General features: G+C 48.2%; 18 protein-coding genes. All 18 read left to right on the top strand.

What is annotated here, in order from left to right:
• Positions 1 to 633: 633 nt before the first annotated feature.
• Complete coding sequence (locus tag AB4114_RS29010) at positions 634 to 1,662, top strand: glycoside hydrolase family protein (protein ID WP_441991560.1); 1,029 nt, start codon at positions 634 to 636, stop codon at positions 1,660 to 1,662.
• A gap of 116 nt (positions 1,663 to 1,778) precedes the next feature.
• The gene (locus tag AB4114_RS29005; RefSeq protein ID WP_441991559.1) at positions 1,779 to 2,681 is read left to right on the top strand and encodes an ABC transporter permease; all 903 of its coding nucleotides are present in this window, start codon (positions 1,779 to 1,781) and stop codon (positions 2,679 to 2,681) included.
• 15 nt (positions 2,682 to 2,696) lie between these two features.
• Entirely contained in the window at positions 2,697 to 3,569 is an 873-nt protein-coding gene (locus AB4114_RS29000) for a carbohydrate ABC transporter permease (RefSeq protein ID WP_441991558.1), read from the top strand.
• Positions 3,570 to 3,646: 77 nt separating this feature from the next.
• Entirely contained in the window at positions 3,647 to 5,260 is a 1,614-nt protein-coding gene (locus AB4114_RS28995) for an extracellular solute-binding protein (protein ID WP_441991557.1), read from the top strand.
• A 69-nt stretch (positions 5,261 to 5,329) separates the two neighbouring features.
• Positions 5,330 to 7,114 (top strand): cache domain-containing sensor histidine kinase, encoded by a 1,785-nt coding sequence (locus AB4114_RS28990; RefSeq protein WP_441991556.1) that lies wholly within the window; start codon positions 5,330 to 5,332, stop codon positions 7,112 to 7,114.
• Positions 7,111 to 8,712, top strand: a complete 1,602-nt coding sequence (locus AB4114_RS28985) for a response regulator (protein ID WP_441991555.1) — start codon at positions 7,111 to 7,113, stop codon at positions 8,710 to 8,712. Before AB4114_RS28990 ends, AB4114_RS28985 begins: the two co-directional genes overlap by 4 nt.
• A gap of 16 nt (positions 8,713 to 8,728) precedes the next feature.
• Positions 8,729 to 11,878, top strand: coding sequence for a glycosyl hydrolase (locus AB4114_RS28980; protein ID WP_441991554.1), 3,150 nt, complete (start codon positions 8,729 to 8,731; stop codon positions 11,876 to 11,878).
• 490 nt (positions 11,879 to 12,368) lie between these two features.
• Positions 12,369 to 12,998 (top strand): uracil phosphoribosyltransferase, encoded by a 630-nt coding sequence (gene upp / locus AB4114_RS28975; protein WP_441991553.1) that lies wholly within the window; start codon positions 12,369 to 12,371, stop codon positions 12,996 to 12,998.
• A gap of 150 nt (positions 12,999 to 13,148) precedes the next feature.
• Positions 13,149 to 14,285: a non-hydrolyzing UDP-N-acetylglucosamine 2-epimerase gene (gene wecB / locus AB4114_RS28970; RefSeq protein ID WP_441991552.1), complete on the top strand. Its 1,137-nt coding sequence runs from the start codon at positions 13,149 to 13,151 to the stop codon at positions 14,283 to 14,285.
• Between the two features lie 223 nt (positions 14,286 to 14,508).
• Positions 14,509 to 14,730, top strand: a complete 222-nt coding sequence (locus AB4114_RS28965) for an AtpZ/AtpI family protein (RefSeq protein WP_056611689.1) — start codon at positions 14,509 to 14,511, stop codon at positions 14,728 to 14,730.
• Positions 14,727 to 15,110: an ATP synthase subunit I gene (locus AB4114_RS28960; protein ID WP_441991551.1), complete on the top strand. Its 384-nt coding sequence runs from the start codon at positions 14,727 to 14,729 to the stop codon at positions 15,108 to 15,110. The genes AB4114_RS28965 and AB4114_RS28960 overlap by 4 nt, the downstream gene beginning before the upstream one ends.
• 46 nt (positions 15,111 to 15,156) lie before the next feature.
• Positions 15,157 to 15,855 carry a F0F1 ATP synthase subunit A gene (gene atpB / locus AB4114_RS28955; RefSeq protein WP_441991584.1) on the top strand — a complete coding sequence of 233 codons (699 nt, stop codon included), beginning with the start codon at positions 15,157 to 15,159 and terminating at the stop codon, positions 15,853 to 15,855.
• A gap of 78 nt (positions 15,856 to 15,933) precedes the next feature.
• A complete protein-coding gene (gene atpE, locus AB4114_RS28950; RefSeq protein ID WP_056835757.1) occupies positions 15,934 to 16,158 on the top strand; it encodes a F0F1 ATP synthase subunit C in 225 nt (74 codons plus the stop codon).
• Between the two features lie 78 nt (positions 16,159 to 16,236).
• The gene (atpF, locus tag AB4114_RS28945) at positions 16,237 to 16,722 is read left to right on the top strand and encodes a F0F1 ATP synthase subunit B (protein WP_441991550.1); all 486 of its coding nucleotides are present in this window, start codon (positions 16,237 to 16,239) and stop codon (positions 16,720 to 16,722) included.
• Positions 16,719 to 17,252 carry a F0F1 ATP synthase subunit delta gene (locus AB4114_RS28940; RefSeq protein ID WP_056611679.1) on the top strand — a complete coding sequence of 178 codons (534 nt, stop codon included), beginning with the start codon at positions 16,719 to 16,721 and terminating at the stop codon, positions 17,250 to 17,252. Before atpF ends, AB4114_RS28940 begins: the two co-directional genes overlap by 4 nt.
• Positions 17,253 to 17,284: 32 nt before the next feature.
• A complete protein-coding gene (atpA, locus tag AB4114_RS28935; protein ID WP_056611676.1) occupies positions 17,285 to 18,799 on the top strand; it encodes a F0F1 ATP synthase subunit alpha in 1,515 nt (504 codons plus the stop codon).
• A gap of 125 nt (positions 18,800 to 18,924) precedes the next feature.
• Positions 18,925 to 19,782: an ATP synthase F1 subunit gamma gene (gene atpG / locus AB4114_RS28930; RefSeq protein WP_029195659.1), complete on the top strand. Its 858-nt coding sequence runs from the start codon at positions 18,925 to 18,927 to the stop codon at positions 19,780 to 19,782.
• Positions 19,783 to 19,831: 49 nt separating this feature from the next.
• Positions 19,832 to 21,229 (top strand): F0F1 ATP synthase subunit beta, encoded by a 1,398-nt coding sequence (gene atpD, locus AB4114_RS28925; RefSeq protein WP_441991549.1) that lies wholly within the window; start codon positions 19,832 to 19,834, stop codon positions 21,227 to 21,229.
• Positions 21,230 to 21,242: the final 13 nt, after the last annotated feature.

Below are 21,242 nucleotides of genomic sequence, written 5' to 3'. Positions count from 1 at the left end.
TTTTCCGCAAACTAGCTTTCCTTGACGCCTTCCATCATCCTCGACTTTCACCTAATTTGGTTACCTTCACCTCCCCCTCCATATGACTGCTGCAACCCCAAAACTATCTCTCCCTAGCCACTTTACACATATTTCACCTTCATCTCCAAGCCCCTGAATTAACTCCCCGCCTGCATCTGACACATCCAACCATCTCCGGCCTCCCCGCAAACTAACTGGATTTTCTCCATCTATTTGAAGCGGATTTTTTGAATCTGAAGGATTAAATGTATTTCCTGTAGTTAAATTCCCTCGATTCGCTCGATTCTGCAAGTGTGGGATAAATTAGATGTACCTTTTCCATTTATTCACGAAAACACGTCAGAATCGAGCAAATTAGCTGTAGTTTATACATCTAAACACGAATCTTCAGTCACAAGTCGCTCACCATGCGTCCACCAGCTGTCCACCAGCCGCAAAACAACCACAATCCAGCCTCAATCCTACGCCAAATGTTTAGTACACACCAATCCGCTAAACATACATCCCAAAACCCCAAACCATCTTACGAAAATATGAAACCTTTCCGCGCGGCAAACGCTTTACACTGGTTTTGTACGAATGTAAACACTTACACAGCTAGGAGAGGTGTACATGAATTTTCAGGAGATGCTTCGGCCAGTGCCGGCTAGGGCGAAGTTCGAGTTAGAAGGATGGCATGTTTGGTGTGGATCGATGACACGAGATGCGGAGGGGAGGTATTACTTGTTTTATTCGCGTTGGCCGGAACGTGCTGGTTTTGGGGCCTGGGTCACGCATTCCGAAATCGCCTATGCGGTTGCGGATAATCCGCTGGGCCCGTTCCACCATGTGGATACGATCTGGACTTGCAGAGATGGCGCAGCGAGCTGGGATCGGGATGTGGCACACAATCCAGCGATTTTGCACCACGGTAACCGTTATTACCTGTATTACATGGGGACGCATGGCCCTGATTTTGATCTCGACCAACCTGCCGATGATGCAACATGGTGGGCGTATCGCAACCATCAACGTATCGGCGTTGCGGTGGCCGACCATCCAACAGGTCCATGGATCCGTGCGGCGTCGCCGGTGCTCGATGTCTCGCCAGGAGAGTGGGACGGACTCATGACGAGCAATCCCACAGTTTGTGAGACTATGGATGGTCGGATTTTGATGATGTACAAAGGTGTGGCCGAAGGTCCTCCGCCAAAGGGCGGGGCAGTTAATGCGGGCGTAGCCTTCGCCAATCATCCGCTAGGACCGTTCAGTAAGCAGCCAGAGCCAACAGTAACGAACCCAACGAATGATTGGGCGGTAGAGGACCCTTACGTATGGTGTCAGGGCAACGCGTACTATGCATTGATGAAGGACTTTCAAGGTTATTTTACGAAATCTGAACGTGGTTCTGTGGCCTTATTTGAGTCATCAGACGGCATTGTGTGGCGGCCATCGCGACATGTACTGGCTTTTGATCTTCAAATTCCCTGGGCTCATCAGGCTGCACAATCTGTCCTTAGACTGGAACGCCCCCAGCTATGGTTCGATGAGAGCGGGTTGCCTGCCATCCTGCTGTGCGCTGTACTTGAACGGGAGGGAAGCCGATCGTATAACATCCGAATTCCATTAGGAGGAGTTTTAATGAAGCCGTCTCCCCAGTAGGAGACGGCTTTCAGGTTTCCGAAGATTTTAGACCATCTGCCAAAGATATGAAAAGGATCGCCCCTTCCGCGGCGCTACAATAAAGGTATAACAAACAGAGAGAGGAGAGGCAGCTCATGCATCGAACGATGAATCTACTGCGAAGATACGGTGTCATGTATACCCTGTTAATTCCGGGCTTGCTGTACTTTGCGGTATTCAAATATGTGCCGATGGTGTACATCGCCGCTGCATTTAAGAACTACAACGTCCTGCAAGGACTCTGGGAAAGCCCGTGGGTCGGCTGGCAGAACTTTCAGCTATTTTTTGATGGTGTATACTTCAAACAAATTATCGGAAACACCATTCTGATTTCGTTTTACAAGCTCGTTTTTTCATTTCCAGCACCGATTATTCTGGCGCTAATGCTCAATGCCGTTACTGGGGCAGGGTTTAAAAGAACCATTCAAACCTTGACCTACCTGCCTCACTTTCTATCATGGGTCATTATTTACGGCTTGCTGGTGGCTTTCCTCGCACCTGGAACAGGGCTTGTTAACCAATTGTTAACCGCCTTCCACTTAGACCGCATATCCTTCTTAACGGAGTCTGGTCTGATCCGAACGCTTATCGTAACGACAGACATTTGGCAGTCAGTCGGCTGGGGAGCCATCATTTATTTGGCAGCGCTCACAGGTATCGATCCAAGCCTATACGAAGCAGCAACGATGGACGGCGCGTCTCAGTCCCGTCAGTTATGGCATATTACCCTTCCGGGTATTCGCAACGTCATTATCCTCATGCTCGTGCTGCGGCTCAGCGCCATTCTTGATGTTGGTTTTGATCAAATCTTCATCATGCTCAATCCGCTTAATCAAGAGAAGGCCGATGTTGTCGAGACATGGGTATATCGGGTCGGTTTACAAGAGGGACGCATTGGACTTGCTACCGCTGTCGGGTTGTTTAAATCAGTAATCGGCTTCGTGCTTGTACTTGGTGCGAATCGGATTGCCAAAAAATTCGACGGACAAATCTGGTAGAAGGAGGAATCATCCATGCGTCATATGACAACAGGCGACCGACTCGCCCAAGGCGTTAACTATTTGCTGCTCAGTCTGCTCGCTGCTTCCTGTGTATTACCGTTCCTGTATGTCATCAGCGTTTCGCTAACACCGATATCGGAGTTCATTAAGAAAGACGGACTGGTCATTATCCCGACGCACACCACTTTGACAGCTTACCGAGAGATTATGCAAGGGGGCCGGTTACTCGATGCCTACCAAGTTACCCTCTTTCGTGTCATTGTCGGTACGCTGCTGAATTTAGTGTTCACTGTCATTACAGCTCTTCCGCTATCGCGCAAGGCGCTGCCTGGTCGAAGCCCGATCCTGCTTTTCATCGTATTCACCATGCTGTTCAACGGCGGTATTATTCCGGGTTACTTGCTCGTGAAAAATGTAGGACTGCTCGATTCCGAATGGTCACTCATCATTCCTGGATTAATCAATGCGTTCTATCTCATGATTGTAAAAAGCTTTTTTGAACAGCTGCCAGAGGCCATTGACGAGGCTGCTCGTATCGATGGAGCGGGTGAAATCGCCATCTTGGTCCGAATCGTAATCCCGCTGTCTGTACCGATTATCGCGACGATTGGCCTTTTCTACGCTGTGTGGCACTGGAACAGTTACTTCGATGCCTTGCTCTACATCAACTCTCCAGAGAATCAGCCTGTGCAGCTATTCCTCCGGCAGATCTTACTCGCCTCTGTCGCAATTAGCGGGGACGCAGCAGAAGCTGCTAACTCGGTGAACCCCATTTCGGTCCAAATGGCGTCCGTCGCCATTACAACGTTACCGATTCTGGTTGTGTATCCGTTCATCCAGAAGCATTTTACCCGAGGTGTTCTGCTAGGCTCTGTGAAGGGTTAATGCGGAGCCAAAATCGATGATATCTAGAGGCAACTCTCGATATAGCATGTATAATAGACTAAAGGGAGAGGTTCAAGATGAAAAAGAATCACGCAAGTGCGCTGCTTAGTATGACTGTAATCCTAGGGGTTGTTGCTGCAGGTTGCAGCAAGGCTGAGAATACGGCTTCACCAAGCGCGAGCGTTGCCCCCTCTACTGGAGCCACGCAATCGGCTAAGGCGGTGGAAGCTGACAAGAAGTATAAAGTTAGCTTTTATAATACAGTTGGTTATCGGTTAACAACGCCAATGCCAGCGAAAGAGCAGGATCCGATTCGTCAAATGATCGAGAAAGACAATAATATGGATCTCGATATGATCATGGGCGGTGAGAACTGGAAGGATAAGCTCAACTTGCTGATCTCGTCTAATCAAATTCCGGATATCGTCTCTTTTCCAGACCGTGCCTCTGCGATTAAATATTACGATCAAGGCTTGCTTGCCGATCTCGATGATTTGTTGAAGGAGTTCCCAGAGCTTCCGAAAGCATTCGACCCTTCGCGCCTTGAGCCTATGAAATATAAAGGTCATACGATTGGTTTGCCAGCTTCCGAAGCCGTTGGTGGCGTAAATGGTTGGTGGATCAACAATACGTGGCTGAAAAAGTTGAACCTGGCGGTTCCGACGAATCCACAAGAGTTACTCAACGTTATGAAAGCGTTCACGTTCAACGATCCAGATGGCAATGGCAAGAACGATACGTATGGCTACGTCGCTATGCTGCCGAAAGACGGCTCACTTGGATACAGTACGAGTGGTGCGCAAGGCTTCCAACAGATTTTCTGGATGTACGGTGTACAGCCTAACTTTGTAGATGTGAAAGACGGTAAGGTTGTTGTCTACAACACCGACGCGAAAACGAAGGAAGCACTGACGTTCATTAAAGAAATGATCGATGCGAAGGTTGTTGATCCGGACTGGGTAACAATCGATGACGGACTCAAACGTGATAACAAAATGTACCAAGGCAAGGTCGGTATTATGATCGAAGACTGGCGCCGTTCGGAGCCTGCGGAAGCGAAGAAAATGCAGGATGCCGGAGGAAGCGTGCCGGATTGGAAGCAAATCGCGCCTCCAAAGGGACCATATGGGGATCAAATCCTTGATGTAAAGCCATTCCAGCAGTCACTCATTGGACTTTCCAAGGAAGCGATGAAGGATGCAGGCAAAGCGAAGCGTGCGATGCAGTTCATTCAATATCTATACACCAATAAAGATGCGTATCCGTTCCTAGCTTATGGTATCAAAGATAAGTCCTTTACGGTAACGAATGGCACACCGAAGTTAATTGATAGAGCTACTTATAACGAGAAGGAAATTGAATGGCGCTATAACTATGCTTTCGTTCGTAAAGCGACGGATGGCGTGTACTTCGACTTCCAGAAACCTGATATCACCAACGCGAACCAGAAGATTAACACGAGTTATTTGAAGGATAACAACGTCAATCCACGTGTTTTTGACGATCCGGCTGACCCGATGTCGCAAGATCGCCTCAAATACGCGAATGAAATGATGCTCAAATTCGTAACGGGGAAAGAGCCTTTAACGAACTGGGATACGTACGTGAAGACGCTGCAAGACAAATTCAAGCTGAACGATGCGATTGCGAATTATACGAAGCAGTTGCAGGGTGACGGTGTAATAAAATAAAAGGGTCGGGAAAAGGGGAGGAGTCTCCTCTTTTTCCACATTTCTATACTAGCTACGAGGGGTGCGCACATGCGAGATTGGATCAAGAAATGGTTTCACAACATATCATTCCGACTGTTTCTGGTCTGTTTCGTCTTCGTGCTCAGCTCGGAGGCTATTCTAAGCGGGTTATCCTACCGTTACATTAAAAATGAAATTACCTCGAGTCAGCTCAACCAAGCGACACAGTTGCTGCATAAGGAAGAGGAATATATCGATCTGTACTTTCTTCTTGTGCAAAATACGATCGGCCAACTCTCCACTTCAGCGGCTTCGTGGCGTAATGATTTGACAGCTGCGCAAGCTGCTCTAGAGAATGCCTATCGGGAGAACGCGATCATGCTGACAGACGTGTACGTGATTCGCAAGGATTTGTCCATTTTGGGCGGAAATCCTGTCACCAAGGTCATTAACGATTCTAGAGATGATCGTGATCCAATATATAAAATGGCCTACAGTAACGCCTACGGGGCCGTGACAGTTAGTCAGCCGTATCAGAATTTCTTCTCCGGTTGGACAGTCACTTTCACCAAAGCAATTACCATAGCGGGCGAGCCCATGGCCGTGGCTGTGGATCTGAATCTAACAGCGATGCAAGAGCGATTGCAGAAGGTTGGCGGTGGCAGCAACGATTTGCAGCTAGGCATTATGGACAAAGAGGGACGTGTCATTCTGGAGCCAGCGGGCAGCCGCCTGTTCAGTATCGTCGATCATCGTCTACGCTTTGATGACCGAGATGGTCGGGAGCTTGTCGAGTCCAAGGATGATGTCTTTACTGACCATATGAATGGCACGGCTGTGACCATTATGAAGAGCATTAATCCAYGAACCAAATGGATTGTATTTGCCTTCTATGACGGAACGACGCTGCAAACCTCTCTTAAGCGGATGGAGACATTTTTCATAGGCCTGCTGTTGCTGGGCTTCTTGCTGAGTGTGTTGACGGCTGGCTTCGTGGCCCGCATGATTCGAACGCCTGTGTATTATCTGATTCGCAAAATAAACCAAGTCGGTCACGGAGATTTGAACGTTAGCATATCGAGCGCACGCCGGGATGAGTTCGGCAAACTGGCAGCAACATTCGACGACATGCTAGGTCAGATTCGCACCTTAATTGAGCATGTGAACCGTGGTGAGCGCAAGAAGAAAGAGTTAGAGATTCAAGTGCTGCAGTCTCAAATCAATCCGCATTTTCTATACAACACGTTAGGTTCAATCTCCAATGTGGTCGCATTTGGGCGATATCATGAGGTCGATAACATCATTGAAGCACTGATCTCGATTCTGGAGTATGGCATTACAGAGTTCTCAGACCGTGTCAATTTGGAGCAGGAACTGCGAAATGTGAAGGATTATTTGTATATCCAAAAGATCCGTTATGACTGTGAATTTGAGCTCATTGAAGAGATTGATCCAGCTACCTTAGAACTTCCTGTATTACGAATGGCGTTGCAACCGATTGTGGAGAACAGCATTTTCCATGGCTATGCAGGTGGACGTAAGTCGGGGGCTATTCGGTTGTCTGCTATCCGTCGTGATGGCAATCTCATCGTTGAGGTTGAGGATCAAGGGATCGGTATGACACCTGATAAGACAACGGAGCTACTGATAGAGGATCCTGTGGGGAGAAATTTTGATCACCGTAAACGAATAGGCTTGTACAACATCCATCAACGCATCCGTTTGAATTATGGGGAGCCTTATGGGCTTAGTGTATGGAGTGAACCAGGTCGTGGAACATGTGTAACACTGACATTCCCTGATGATACAGCACACAACCAGCTTGAGGAACGCGGAAGGGGTGAGGCGCAATGAGAGAGGTGACTTGCCTCGTTGTGGATGATGAGCCGCCGATGGTGCAGCGGCTAGAGACATACTTCGGGCGGTGGGCGGAGCGGCGGATGCCATTCCGGCTTGTTGGTCGTGCTTATTCGGGCGCTGAAGCGCTGGAGAAGGCTACGGAGCTGCGTCCTGATCTCATTATTACGGATATCGTGATGCCTGGCATGGACGGGATTGAGCTCGTTCGTCAGCTGCGGGAGCGGTTGCCTGGCGTGGAAGTCATCATTCTAAGCGCCTACTCGGATTTCGCCTATGCCAAACAAGCAATTGCCATGGGTGTGTTTGAATATTTGGTCAAGGTGCCCCTGCGCGAAGAAGACGTACGCACCGCCTTGTCCAAAGCACGCGATAACGTGATCGCACGCGAGGAGAAGGAACGTCGCCTACAAAGCCTCAGCGGATCTGTGAAGGAGAATTCCTATCGTCTGCGCAAGCATCTGCTAGAAGAGCTGCTCCGTGGGGAGGTATCTGATCCTGTTATGGAGCGCCGAAGTGCGGAGCTAGTACCAGGCTTTGAGCCGCGGCAGTATGGGTGCTTTGCGGTGCGTTTTGATAATTACGATGTATTCTGCTCGGAGTATTCACCAGCGGATCGTAACATGCTCAAGTACGGCATGTTAAATATTATCGAGGAAGTGTTCCGGGAGAATGGGAGCTGCTTCGCTTGTGAGTTGCAGCAGGGCGTCATCGTTGCTCTGGCTACGATTCGGGCAGGCAGCGAACAGTCGTTCGACCGGATTTGTTACGAGCTTGGGGAAAGTATCCGTGATGCGATCAAAACGTACTTGCGGATCTCGGTTTCGATGGGTGTGAGCCGGATGTATAACGGTTGGGGTTCCGCACCGGCGGCCTACGAGGAAGCCAAAGGTGCACTTGAGGACACTTTCTATGCCAACTTTGGCACAGTAATTACGCCAAACCGCAGATTAGGCTATAGCGAAAGTGACTGGCGCGAGCTCACAGAACGTTTTGAGCAAACGCTCGAGCGCTCTAGTGCGAAGTCGTCGGGCGGTGAAGCACTTGCGCCTTTGCTGCATGTGCTGCATTACCATCCCATTGTGCCTGGCAAACTGTTGGGTTATATCGAGGGCTGGTGCGCACGCCTTCGCCAGCGAATGATACCAACTGATCATGAAGTTACAGCCGATGTAGTTACATTTGCGGACTGTACGCATCTGCATCAACTGGTGGAGCGTCTGCGCGTGGAGTGGGAGAAGCTGCACGCCCGTGCAGAAGGGAGCGGTTTGCGCCTCGAAATGGTGAAGGCGATGCGTTTCGTTGAGGATCACCTGAAGGAATCGATTTCCCTAGGCGTTGTAGCAGAGCATATTCATTTGAATCCGACGTATGTGAGTGAGCTCTTCAAGAAAGAATTAGGGATCAATTTCACTGATTATGTCTCCAAGCGTAGGATTGAGCGGGCCATCGAGCTGTTGCGTAAGCGTGATTATTCGAATTTAGAGCTGGCAGAGGCTGTTGGCGTTCATAATGAGAAGTATTTTTGTACCTTGTTCAAAAAAATAACCGGGACCTCTCCACAGAAGTTTGTCTCAGCAAACTGGAGGGATTGACGAGGAGAGAGTTGCTTTGTTACCAAAGGAAGCTCGAGATCAATTCGAAGCATCGATTTTTCATAATCCACCTGCTACCTATAGAAGCACGCCATTCTGGTCATGGAACGATAAGCTGGAACCCGAGGAGCTTCGCAGGCAAATTGGTGAAATGAAGCGGGCCGGGTTAGGCGGCTTCTTCATGCACACGAGACAAGGGTTGCTTACACCCTATATGGGTGAGGCGTTTCTGGACGCGGTTGAGATATCGGCGGACGAGGCTAAGGTTCAAGGGCTCGAAGCTTGGTGTTACGATGAGAACGGTTGGCCTAGTGGAACGGCGAATGGCGTTGTGCCAGCATTAGGGGCTTCCTATCAACAGAAGTCTCTAGAGGGTATCCGAGTCGAAAGAGTGGATGCAGGGCAACAGGTTGAAGCGCTTAGGCAGGATCAAGATTTCCTGTACCTGCTTGTTCGTCGAGAGAACGAGCAGCAATGGCGGGTACAAGAGTCGGCTGTGGCGCTGGAGGATGGGGATGTCGCAGTGGCTGTAATGTGCCGCGTGAATCCTTATTATATTGATATTCTCTCTGAAAAAGCCATGGAGGCTTTCCTGCAGGCGTGTCATGATGTTTATTTCCAGCATATGGGGGACCGCTTCGGTGAAAGAGGAATGCCGGGCATTTTTACCGATGAGTTTAAATTCTCAGGCGTGCCGTGGTCCGTTGATTTGGATCAGGACTACTCGGAGCGTTACGGGGAATCGGTTGCGAATGCGATCGGTTGGCTGCTAACAGAAGCGGATGAGTCTATGAAAGATGCGGCCTATCGAGCACGCTATCAGTTCTGGCATCTAGTAAGTGAACGATTCCGAACGTCAGTTCGATTGGTAGCTGACTGGTGCGATGCACATCGCTGGCAGCTGACAGGTCATTTCATGGGGGAAGACACCCTCATGGACCAGATACAGTACACGGCCGGAGTGATGCCGCTGTATGAGCGTATGCACATGCCGGGTATTGATATGCTGGGGCGGACGCCGCGAAGCGTCTTGCTGCCTAAGCAGGCTGCCTCGGTAGCGCGGCAGTTGGGTAAACCGTTCGTAATCACAGAAACCTTCGGATGCTGTGGCTGGAACTTGAGCTTTCACGAGATGAAGCGGATCGCGGAGTGGCAGTTTGTCCTAGGCGTAAACCGACTATGCCCGCATCTGCAATCGTATACGATTCGCGGGGTTCGGAAGCGGGATTATCCGCCATCGCTTTACGTTCAGCAACCATGGTGGGACGTGTACAGCCAGTTTAATGATTACTTTGCTAGACTTACGTATTTGTTGACGCTTGGGAAGGCAACGCCAGGGCTTCTTGTGCTGCATCCGATTCGATCGGCATGGCTGCTGAAGAATGTTCGTGCTTTGGAACGCATGCAGGACCGTATGGATGCGTTAGCGGATGACTTATTAGCGCTTCAGCGCGATTTCGATTACGGGGACGAGGCGTTGATGGAGCGTTACGGCAGCGTTCTGGGCAGCGTTTTGCAAATTGGGGAGCAGGCATACGACACGGTGATCGTGAGCGATGTGCTAACGCTGGAGGCTTCAACCTTGGCATTGCTGAAATCATTCGCAGAAGCCGGTGGCAAGATCATCTTGGTGGGCAACGCACCAGCTTACTTGAATGGTGAGCGATGTGAGGAGTTGACGTCGTGGTTCTTGAACGATAGCGTAGTCGTCCGCGTTGAGGAATTAAGGGGCGTACATGAGCATGTGCAAGTGCGCCAGGATTGGCTTCCAGTGAAGGGCACATCGCAGGAAGCATTGCGGAAGCTCTATGTGCAGGAGAGGCGATTGCCGGGCGTGACTTTGCTGTATGCCGTGCATACGGGAGATACCGAGATGATCGAATTGAAGATTCCTGCGTCTGATCAGCGAGTATGGATGGAGATGGATCTGGAAAACGGGGAAAAGGCCGAAGCTGATGCACGTATGTTGTCGTTGAGTGTGAAGCTGGCTCCAGGTGATTCTAAGGTCTTCGCCATTTGGGACGGCGAGACTGCGAAGACGGATCTAGCCCCATTTGGACAGCCGCCTCAGGCAGCAGCACTTTCACCGATTGAGAAATCATTCACAGTGGTTGAAGCGAACATTGATGCTCCGTGGGACTACCAGTTGTCCGCACCTAATGCCCTGACACTGGACTATGCCATCTATCGCTTAGATGGAGCGGAGTGGTCATCCCCGACTTACGTACTCAACATCCAAGAACAGTGTATCGCGATGAGGAGACCCGTGTACATTGAGCTCGAGTTCACATTCGAGACGGATACTGAGCTAATGCGGCATACAGATCGCTCACTGTGGAAGCTCGCTATTGAGCGCCCTGAGCATTGGGAGCTAGCGATCAATGGACAGCCTGTCCGTGGAGAGGATGCTGACGGCTGGTTTGGCGGAGACCGCAGCTTCCCGACGCTGAGAATCGGCGAATTCGTACGGGAGGGTCGTAATCGTATTCGCATCTCAGGCGACTTTTACTGTAACGACGATGTCTATCGGTTTTTCGGCGTGGAAGGCGCCAATTTGGCTCCGATTCGCAATAAGCTCTTATTCGATGTTGAAGTCGAAAGCATTTATGTGCTAGGACCCTTCGCCGTGAAACCGCGTGGCGGCTGGGAACAAGCGGAGCGTGAGGCACTGTGGACGGAAGGCCCGTTTACTTTGACCACATTGCCTAAGCAGCTCCAGTTGACGGATGTCACGACGCAGGGATTGGTGTTCTACTCGGGACGAGTGACCGCAGCCAAAGCGATTACCCTACCCACGTCTGTATGGAATCGTATGCGGGACGAGGGCAGCAGGCTTGTCTTACAGTGGGACGCTATGCGCTGTCCAGCTATGAACATCACAATAAATGGTGGAACCACCCATACGATCCTTTGGGGAGCTCAAGAGCAGGATGTAACAGATGAAGTAGCAGGCGAGCAGCTGCAGCTTCAAATCGAGTTGCTAACCAGTGGTCGCAATACATTTGGACCTCATCATCATCTAAAAGGTGAAGTCACTTTCGTCGGCCCCACCAGCTTTACCGATAAAATCGGTTGGGTTGATGCAGGTGCCGATCGAATATGGACGGATCGCTATTGTTTGGTCATCTGCGGGCTGACGGGCTTACAGCTACGACTTAAGCAATAATGAAAAACTTCGCTACCCCATTCTCAGATGTAGAGTGGCGGGCTGGCGAAGTTTTTTTTCAAATATAGTAGGATACCGCTCGCTCCAGCTTCGCTCCCCTATCTCAACTTCCCCCCCACTTCATACACCAACTTTGCTCGCCCCAAACTAAATGGATTTTATACAGTTATTTCACCCGAAATTTCACGAAATTAAGCAATAGCTGGATTTTATGTAGTTAATAATTGAAATTTTGAGTGAATTAGGTAAATGAAGTGAAATTAACTACAATTATTCCATTTAACTTACAGAAGAGGCGAAAATCTTGATAAATAGCTGGAGTTTTTGTAGTTAATTACATCAGTCCCTCCCTTCACTAGCGTGGAGCGTGGAAAAATGGAGGTTGTCTGAAACCAGTTCATATTGTTCGTTTCTACAGCAGATAAGTTGGATAACATATGATATAATGGACGAGGTTTGCCTGACCTATAAGCTTAATTAGGAGGAACATATGGGTAGAGTACATATTTGCGATCATCCGCTTATCCAGCATAAGCTTACTTATATTCGGGATGAGAACACGACAACGAAGGATTTCAGAGCGCTTGTCGATGAAGTTGCTACATTAATGGTTTACGAAATTACAAGAGATCTGCCACTACAGCAAGTGCAGGTGAAAACGCCCGTTACAACAGCAGATTGCCAAGTTATCTCGGGTAGAATGTTAGGGCTGATCCCTATTTTGCGAGCAGGTTTAGGTATGGTTGACGGTGTATTAAAGCTGATGCCAGCTGCAAAAGTAGGACATGTTGGTCTCTATCGCGATCCGGATACGCTTCAACCTGTTGAGTACTATGTGAAGCTGCCTACCGATGTGTTGGAGCGGGACTTGCTCGTTATTGATCCTATGCTTGCAACAGGTGGATCTGCCAATGCAGCGATCGAGGTGCTGAAACGCAGGGGCTGCTCACGTATTAAGCTAATGTGTCTCATTGCAGCACCTGAGGGCGTAGCTTCTGTACAAAAAGAACATCCTGACGTAGATATTTACGTCGCAGCGGTTGATGATCACTTGAATGATCATGGCTACATTGTGCCAGGTCTCGGGGATGCTGGGGATCGTTTGTACGGCACGGATTAATTTTTTTGAACAAAAGTAAAGCTTACGAAGTCAGTTTTCCTGTAAGAAAACTAAGCTCATGCTTACGAAGATAGCTTTCCGTAAGAAAGCTTAGCTCATGCTTACGAAGTCAGTTTTCCTAAAGGAAAACTTTAAGGGGAGAAGAAACCGATGAAACGTTTAAAAGTGATTACGATCTTCGGAACAAGACCTGAAGCTATCAAAATGGCTCCGCTCATTCTCGAGTTGGAGAAGCATCCTGAGCAGATTGAGTCTCTGGTATGCGTAACCGCACAACATCGTCAGATGTTGGACCAAGTGCTTGATATTTTCAAAATCACACCGAACTTTGATCTTAACGTTATGAAGGATCGCCAAACACTGAATGAGATTACGACGCGCGTGCTGCAAGGCTTGGAGCCTGTGTTCCAAGAAGCGAAGCCAGATCTGATTCTTGTGCATGGGGATACACTAACAACGTTCCTTGCCAGCTATGCAGCCTTCATGCAGCAGATTCAAGTAGGACACGTGGAAGCGGGCCTTCGGACGTGGAACAAATTGTCGCCATATCCGGAGGAAATGAACCGTCAATTAACGGGCGTTCTTGCTGATCTTCATTTTGCGCCAACTGGGCAATCCGCTGAAAACCTGCGCAAAGAAAATAAATCAGAGTCCCAAATTTATGTGACAGGAAATACAGCCATCGATGTGTTTAAGTACACGGTGCAGGAGAATTTCGAGCACCCCATTCTAGAATGGGCGGCGGGCCGCAAGTTGATCTTGATGACAGCACATCGCCGGGAAGCTCAAGGTGAGCCGCATCGTCAAATATTCCGTGCCGTGAAACGTATCGCCGATGAGTTTGAGGATATTGCGATTGTTTACCCGGTTCATCCGAACCCGGTGGTTCTCGAGCCTGCTCATGAAATTCTAGGCAACCATCCACGGATTAAGCTGATCGATCCGCTTGATGTGTTCGAACTGCATAATTTCTATCCCCATACGTATATGATTCTGACAGACTCCGGTGGGCTTCAAGAAGAGGCGCCGACCTTCGGAGTTCCAGCTCTTGTTCTTCGCGATACAACAGAGCGTCCAGAAGGCATTCAAGCGGGAACATTAGAGCTAGTTGGGACGGACGAAGAAGTGGTCTACACACGTGCGCGCGCGCTCCTGACAGATCCAGAACAGTACAATAAAATGAGCCAAGCTGCGAACCCTTACGGAGACGGAAAAGCGTCAGAACGCATTGTTCAAGCGATTCTTCATCACTTCGGTAGGACTACTGAACGCCCGGAATCTTTCTAACCGTGACAAAATCATGACAAACGCTACAGCGTACAGTTGGACTGTTCGGTTTGAAAAAGCGCAAACCTTAGAGCCGCAAGGCTCTAAGGACTTTTGTGAGATGTGACAAATGAAGTTCCGTCAATTGACAAACTTAGCATGGCTTCGATACAATGAATGAGGATTCGTAGCAGATGAGCTACGAGACGCGTTTTCCCATGTGGAAAACACCCAGGAGGATGCAATGAAACGGCCAAATTCCAATGATAATCCTTGGCGGGCAGTAGCGTTAACTAGTGCAATTGGCATAGACCTTGTCGTATGTTTGGCAGCCGGATATTTCTTCGGTGATTGGTTGAGTGGCGCACTGGGCGGACAGATCTGGTTGCTAGTCGGATTTTTACTTGGGCTTGTAACCGGCATCATGAGCATTTACTTCATGATTAAGCGGTACGGAGGGCTATGATGGACGACTTTTCAGCCACTCTGAAAACGGTTCAAAACGTATTTCTATTCTTTTTATCCTTTTGTTTGGCTGCATGGGCGCTTCTTGTCGATTACCGGGTTTACGTTGCGGGGATAATGCTCGGAGCTTGTGCGAGTATGATCAATGCAAGGTTCTTAGCCTGGAAGATTAACAAGCTGGCAGCAGCTGCGATAGAGCAGTCAGGGCGCAAGGTAACCCTTGGCTTTCTGACAAGGGCAGCAATCGCTGGGTTCGTTGCTTTGGTTGCCGTTAGGTACCCCGAACATGTTGCTTTAACCACGACGATTGTTGGATACTTTTTTGCTCAATTGGCAACACTCGTATTGGGTATTCTTTCTATTAGAAGGTCTAAGAAGTAATTCCACGATGTAACTTCAATGGATGAAAGGGGTGAAAATGGAAAATATGGAACATAAGGTACCAGAGTTTGAGTGGTTAGGTATTCATTTCGATGCATCAGCACTAATGATGATCGGGATTACCACAGTTATCGTGCTTATCCTAGCGATTGCAGGAGCTAGAAAAGCATCCGTAACGAATCCTTCAAAAATGCAAAATTTTATGGAATGGGCGATTGAATTTGTAGAAGGCATTATTGGAAGCACGATCGGTTCCAAGCATGGCAAAGGATTTATCGCACTTGGTCTTACGCTCATCATGTACATCTTTATCGGAAACATGCTCGGCCTTCCTTTCTCAATCGTGACGGAAGATCATGTGTCCTGGTGGAAATCACCGACAGCTGACATCGCTGTAACAGGAGCGTTAACGGTTATCGTTATCGTACTAAGTCACTACTTAGGAATCACGCGTAATACGAAGCATTACTTCGCGCATTACTTTGAGTTCAAAGGGGCAATGTTGATCCTTCATTTAATTGAAGTTGTATCCAAGCCGCTTACACTCGCTTTCCGTCTTTACGGTAATATCTATGCAGGTGAAATCATGATATCTGTCATCATGGGGTTAGGTGCGGTTGGTATTGTACCTCTTGTTGCTTGGCAGGGCTTTAGTGTGTTCGTTGGTGCGATTCAAGCCTTCGTATTCACGATGTTAACTATGGTTTATATCTCGCAAACATTGATTCACGAAGAAAAGCACTAAACAATAGACTTACCTCGGGAAGTCTCGAGTCACTTATAAAACAAACAAAACCTAAGAGTTTAGAGGAGGATTTTATCAATGGGAGCAATAGCATTAGTAGCAGCAGGTATCGTATTCGGTTTGGGAGCACTAGGTGCAGGTATTGGTAACGGTTTGATCGTAGGTCGTGCTTTGGAAGGTATTTCTCGTCAACCAGAACTTCGTGGTACGCTTCAAACAACAATGTTTATCGGGGTAGGTCTAGTTGAGGCAATGCCAGTCGTTGCATTGGTTCTTGCGTTCTTGTTCATGGCAAAAGCTTAAGAAATCGATTGGCGTTGATGGCCGCAGTCGCCACCACGCCTTCGTTTTGCCCACGTTTTCAGAAGGGAGTGACGTTACTTGCATATTGAATGGTCCACATTTTTCATACAAATTATCGCGTTTTTGATTCTGTATGTGTTGCTTTCCAAATTTGCGTTTGGTCCTCTGTTTGGCATGATGGAGAAACGCAGACAATTGGTGAAAGACCAAATTCAAACAGCTGAAACTAGCCGTAAACAGGCAGAGCAACTGTTGGAGGAACAAAAGCAAGCGCTGCAACAAACTCGTAAGGAAGCTTACGACATCATTGAGCAAGCGAAGCACACAGGCTCCAAGCAAGCTGATGATATTATTCATGCAGCTAGTGCAGAAGCAAACCGTCTGAAAGACGAAGCGCTTAAAGATATCGAAAATGAGAAGAACAAAGCGGTTGCCGCTCTTCGCAGCCAAGTTGGCGCGATGTCCGTTCTGATCGCATCCAAAATTATTGAGAAACAAATCGACGAAAAGTCACAAGAAGAACTTGTTGAGCATTACCTCAAAGAGGTAGGAGGCAACGTATGAGTGACATCGTCGTAGCGAAGCGTTATGCCAAAGCTTTATTCGAAGTAGCGAAGGAAAAGAATATTATTTCCCAAGTTGAAGATGAGCTTAAATCTGTAGCTAGTGCGATTAGGGATAATGCAGACTTGCAGAAGTTCCTGAACCATCCGAACATCGGGAATACCGCTAAAACGGACCTGCTGAAGCAGATTTTCGAAGGCAAAGTTTCCGAACCGGTGTGGAACACGCTGCTTGTCTTGATTGATAAAGGTAGACAGTCCATTGTTTCAGCGTTGGCGAACGATTATGCCAAAGTTGCGAATGAAGCGCTTGGTCAAGCGAGTGCGACTGTATACTCTGCATACGTACTTTCGGATGCACAACAAGCTGAGATAGCTTCACATTTCAGTAAAGTAACTGGTAAAACGATCCGTGTTTCGTCTGTAGTTGAGCCTAAGCTGCTCGGCGGCATTCAAGTGCGTATCGGTGATCGTTTATATGATGGAAGCTTGGCAGGCAAACTTGATCGTTTGGCCAAAGCGTTAGTTTAATATAACCACTGTAAGAATAGGGGTGAAGTTCGTTGAGTATCAAACCTGAAGAAATCAGCTCATTGATTAAACAACAGATCGAAAACTATAATTCCGATATCCAAGTAGTTGATGTAGGTACAGTCATTCAAGTAGGTGACGGTATTGCTCGTGCTCACGGCTTGGAAAACGTTATGGCAGGCGAGCTGCTTGAGTTCCCGAGCGGCGTACTAGGCTATGCTTTTAACCTTGAGGAAAGCAACGTAGGTATCGTTATTCTTGGACCTTACCGTGATATTCGTGAAGGAGACCAAGTTAAACGTACAGGCCGTATCATGGAGGTTCCAGTTGGTGAAGAACTTCTAGGTCGTGTAGTTAACTCCTTGGGTCAACCTGTCGATGGCAGAGGTCCAATCAACACAACAGCATTCCGCCCTGTAGAGAACATGGCTCCAGGCGTAATGGCTCGTAAATCCGTACATGAACCAATGCAAACAGGTATTAAAGCGATTGACGCTATGGTACCAGTTGGCCGTGGTCAACGTGAGTTGATCATTGGTGACCGTCAAACAGGTAAAACGGCGATTGCGATCGACGCAATCATCAACCAAAAAGGCAATGGCGTTAAATGTATCTACGTTGCAATTGGTCAAAAACAATCCACAGTTGTAGGTGTTGTTGAAACCCTTCGTGCTGCTGGTGCGCTTGACTACACAATCGTAGTAACAGCTTCCGCTTCCGAGCCTTCACCGATGCTATGGTTAGCTCCATACTCCGGTTGTGCTATGGCTGAGTACTTCATGTACAAAGGCGAGCACGTTCTTATCGTATACGATGACTTGTCCAAACAAGCTGCCGCATACCGTGAGTTGTCCCTCTTGCTTCGTCGTCCACCAGGTCGTGAAGCTTATCCAGGGGATGTATTCTACTTGCACTCCCGTTTGCTAGAGCGTGCTGCGAAATTGAACGATGAGCTTGGCGGCGGTTCCATTACGGCACTTCCATTCATCGAGACACAAGCAGGCGACATCTCAGCTTACATTCCAACAAACGTAATTTCCATCACCGATGGTCAAATCTTCTTGGAATCCGATTTGTTCTACTCCGGTCAGCGTCCAGCGGTTAACGTTGGTAACTCTGTATCCCGTGTAGGGGGCTCCGCTCAAACGAAAGCGATGAAAAAAGTTGCGGGTACACTTCGTGTGGACTTGGCACAATATCGTGAGCTTGCTGCGTTTGCCGCATTCGGATCCGATTTGGATAGAGCGACTAAAGCTCGTTTGGATCGTGGGGTTCGTACGCTTGAAATCTTGAAACAAGGCGTTCACCAACCAATGTCTTTGGAGAAGCAAGTTGCTTCCCTTTACACGGTTGTCAAAGGCCATGTGGATGATATTCCAGTTCAAGACGTAACGCGTTTCGAAGCACAATTCCTGGCTTTCTTGGAATCCAACCGTCCTGAAGTTCTGAATAGCATTCGTGATACGAAAGATATTACTGCGGATAACGATAAAGCATTAGTTGATGCAATCAATACATTTAAAAAGAGCTTTGCTGTTTCTGAATAAATCATGAAGGCAGGGCTTCATGTCAAGTGAAGCTCTTGCTACCATGTGAATCCTGGGCAGGCGGACGCCTGAATTCAGGTCTTCGAATGAAGGCTTTTTAAGCCTCAAAAGAGAGGTGAGCAGGTATGGCAAAAGGAATGCGCGAGATTAAGCGCCAAATTAAATCCACACAAAGCACGAAGCAAATCACGAGAGCAATGGAAATGGTTGCAGCAGCTAACTTACGTAGAGCACAGCAATCAGCGGAAGCGGCACGTCCGTACTCCGAGAAGTTGAAAGAAGTGGTTGCAAGCATTGCAGCTGGCACCAAAGGCGTGAAGCACCCGATGCTACAATCACGTGAAGTGAAGAAAACGGCCTATTTGGTCATTACTTCCGACCGTGGTCTCGCTGGTGGTTACAACGCAAACGTGTTGCGTAAAGCAATGACTGAAATTCGTGAAAATCATAAATCTACAGCTGAGTACTCCGTCTTCGTTATCGGACGTAAAGGAAGCAATTTCTTCTCGAAACGTAATATTCCGATTGTTGAGGAAGTAACCGGTGTTCCGGATACGCCTAAATTCTCGGATATTAAGCCTGTTGCAACAGCAGCGGTTGCTAATTTCGTTAACGGTACGTATGACCAACTGTTCCTGATTTACAACAAGTTCCAAAACGCGATTACCCAAATTCCAACCATGATTCGTCTGCTTCCTATGGAAGATGTATCCGGCGTGGCTGCAGCTAGCTATGAGTATGAGCCGTCACCGGAAGGCGTTCTGGAAGTACTGCTCCCTAAATATGCTGAGACGCTTATTTACAGTGCTGTTCTGGAAGGTAAAGCGAGTGAGTTTGGCGCGAGAATGACTGCGATGAACTCCGCTACGAAGAATGCAACGAAGATGATCAGCAGCTACACATTGGCTTACAACCGTGCACGCCAAGCTTCGATTACGCAAGAAATTTCGGAAATCGTCGCTGGAGCAAACGCGAACGCATAATGAATAAACGGTCTCGATGGAGACACAAGCTTTACTTAGGAGGGAAACCATGAGCAAAGGGCGCGTTGTGAATATTACAGGGCCTGTCGTCGACATTGAGTTCGAACGCGGACAACTCCCTGAAATTCTGAATGCAATCAAAATTGAAAGAACCGATAGTGGAAAAACTTCCACTATGACGGTTGAAGCGGCTGTTCACCTTGGTGACAACCTCGTACGTTGCGTAGCAATGTCCTCAACAGACGGACTTGTACGTGGTGCCGTAGCAACAGATACTGGCGCAGCGATTACTGTACCGGTTGGTGCAGCAACACTAGGTCGTGTATTTAACGTATTGGGCGATCCGATCGATGGTAACGAAACGGTTGACCGTACATTTACTAGCCCAATCCACAAAGAAGCTCCTGCATTCGACAACTTGTCGACAAAATCAGAGATTCTTGAAACGGGTATCAAAGTTATTGACTTGATGGCTCCTTATGCAAAAGGTGGTAAAATTGGTCTCTTCGGTGGTGCCGGCGTAGGTAAAACGGTAACAATGCAAGAGCTAATTCACAACATTGCACAAGAGCACGGCGGTATCTCCGTATTTGCGGGCGTTGGTGAGCGTACTCGTGAAGGTAATGACCTTTACCACGAGATGAAAGACTCCGGCGTTATTGCAAAAACAGCGATGGTATTCGGTCAAATGAACGAGCCTCCAGGCGCGCGTCTTCGCGTAGCTTTGTCTGGTTTGACAATGGCTGAGTATTTCCGTGACGAAGAAGGAAGAGACGTTCTTCTTTTCATCGATAACATCTTCCGTTTCACACAAGCAGGTTCTGAGGTTTCCGCTTTGTTAGGTCGTATGCCTTCCGCGGTAGGTTACCAACCAACCCTAGCGACAGAAATGGGTCAATTGCAAGAGCGTATTACCTCCACGAAAAAAGGTTCCGTTACTTCCATTCAAGCGATTTACGTTCCTGCCGATGACTATACGGATCCGGCTCCAGCTACGGCTTTCGCTCACTTGGACGCAACAACGAACTTGGAGCGTAGCATCGCGGCTGCAGGTATTTTCCCTGCGGTAGATCCACTAGCATCATCTTCCCGTGTTTTGACACCAGAAATCGTTGGTGAAGAGCACTATAAAGTAGCACAAGGCGTTAAACAAATTCTTCAACGTTACAAAGAGCTTCTGGATATCATCGCGATCTTGGGTATGGATGAGTTGTCTGATGAGGACAAATTGGTCGTTACTCGTGCGCGTCGTCTTCGTCTGTTCTTGTCTCAGCCGCTTCACGTTGCTGAGCCGTTCAACGGATTCCCAGGCTTGTATGTACCAATGAAAGATACCGTGCGCAGCTTCAAAGAAGTTCTTGAAGGTAAGCACGACAACCTTCCTGAAGTAGCTTTCCACAACGTTGGAACGATCGAGGACGCTATCGAGAAAGCAAAAACACTGTAAGCTTGGCATCTTG

Origin of the sequence: Paenibacillus sp. 2RAB27, assembly GCF_052115445.1 — a bacterium.
Lineage (GTDB): Bacteria > Bacillota > Bacilli > Paenibacillales > NBRC-103111 > Paenibacillus_E.
This window is presented reverse-complemented; position numbering and strand designations above follow the sequence as displayed.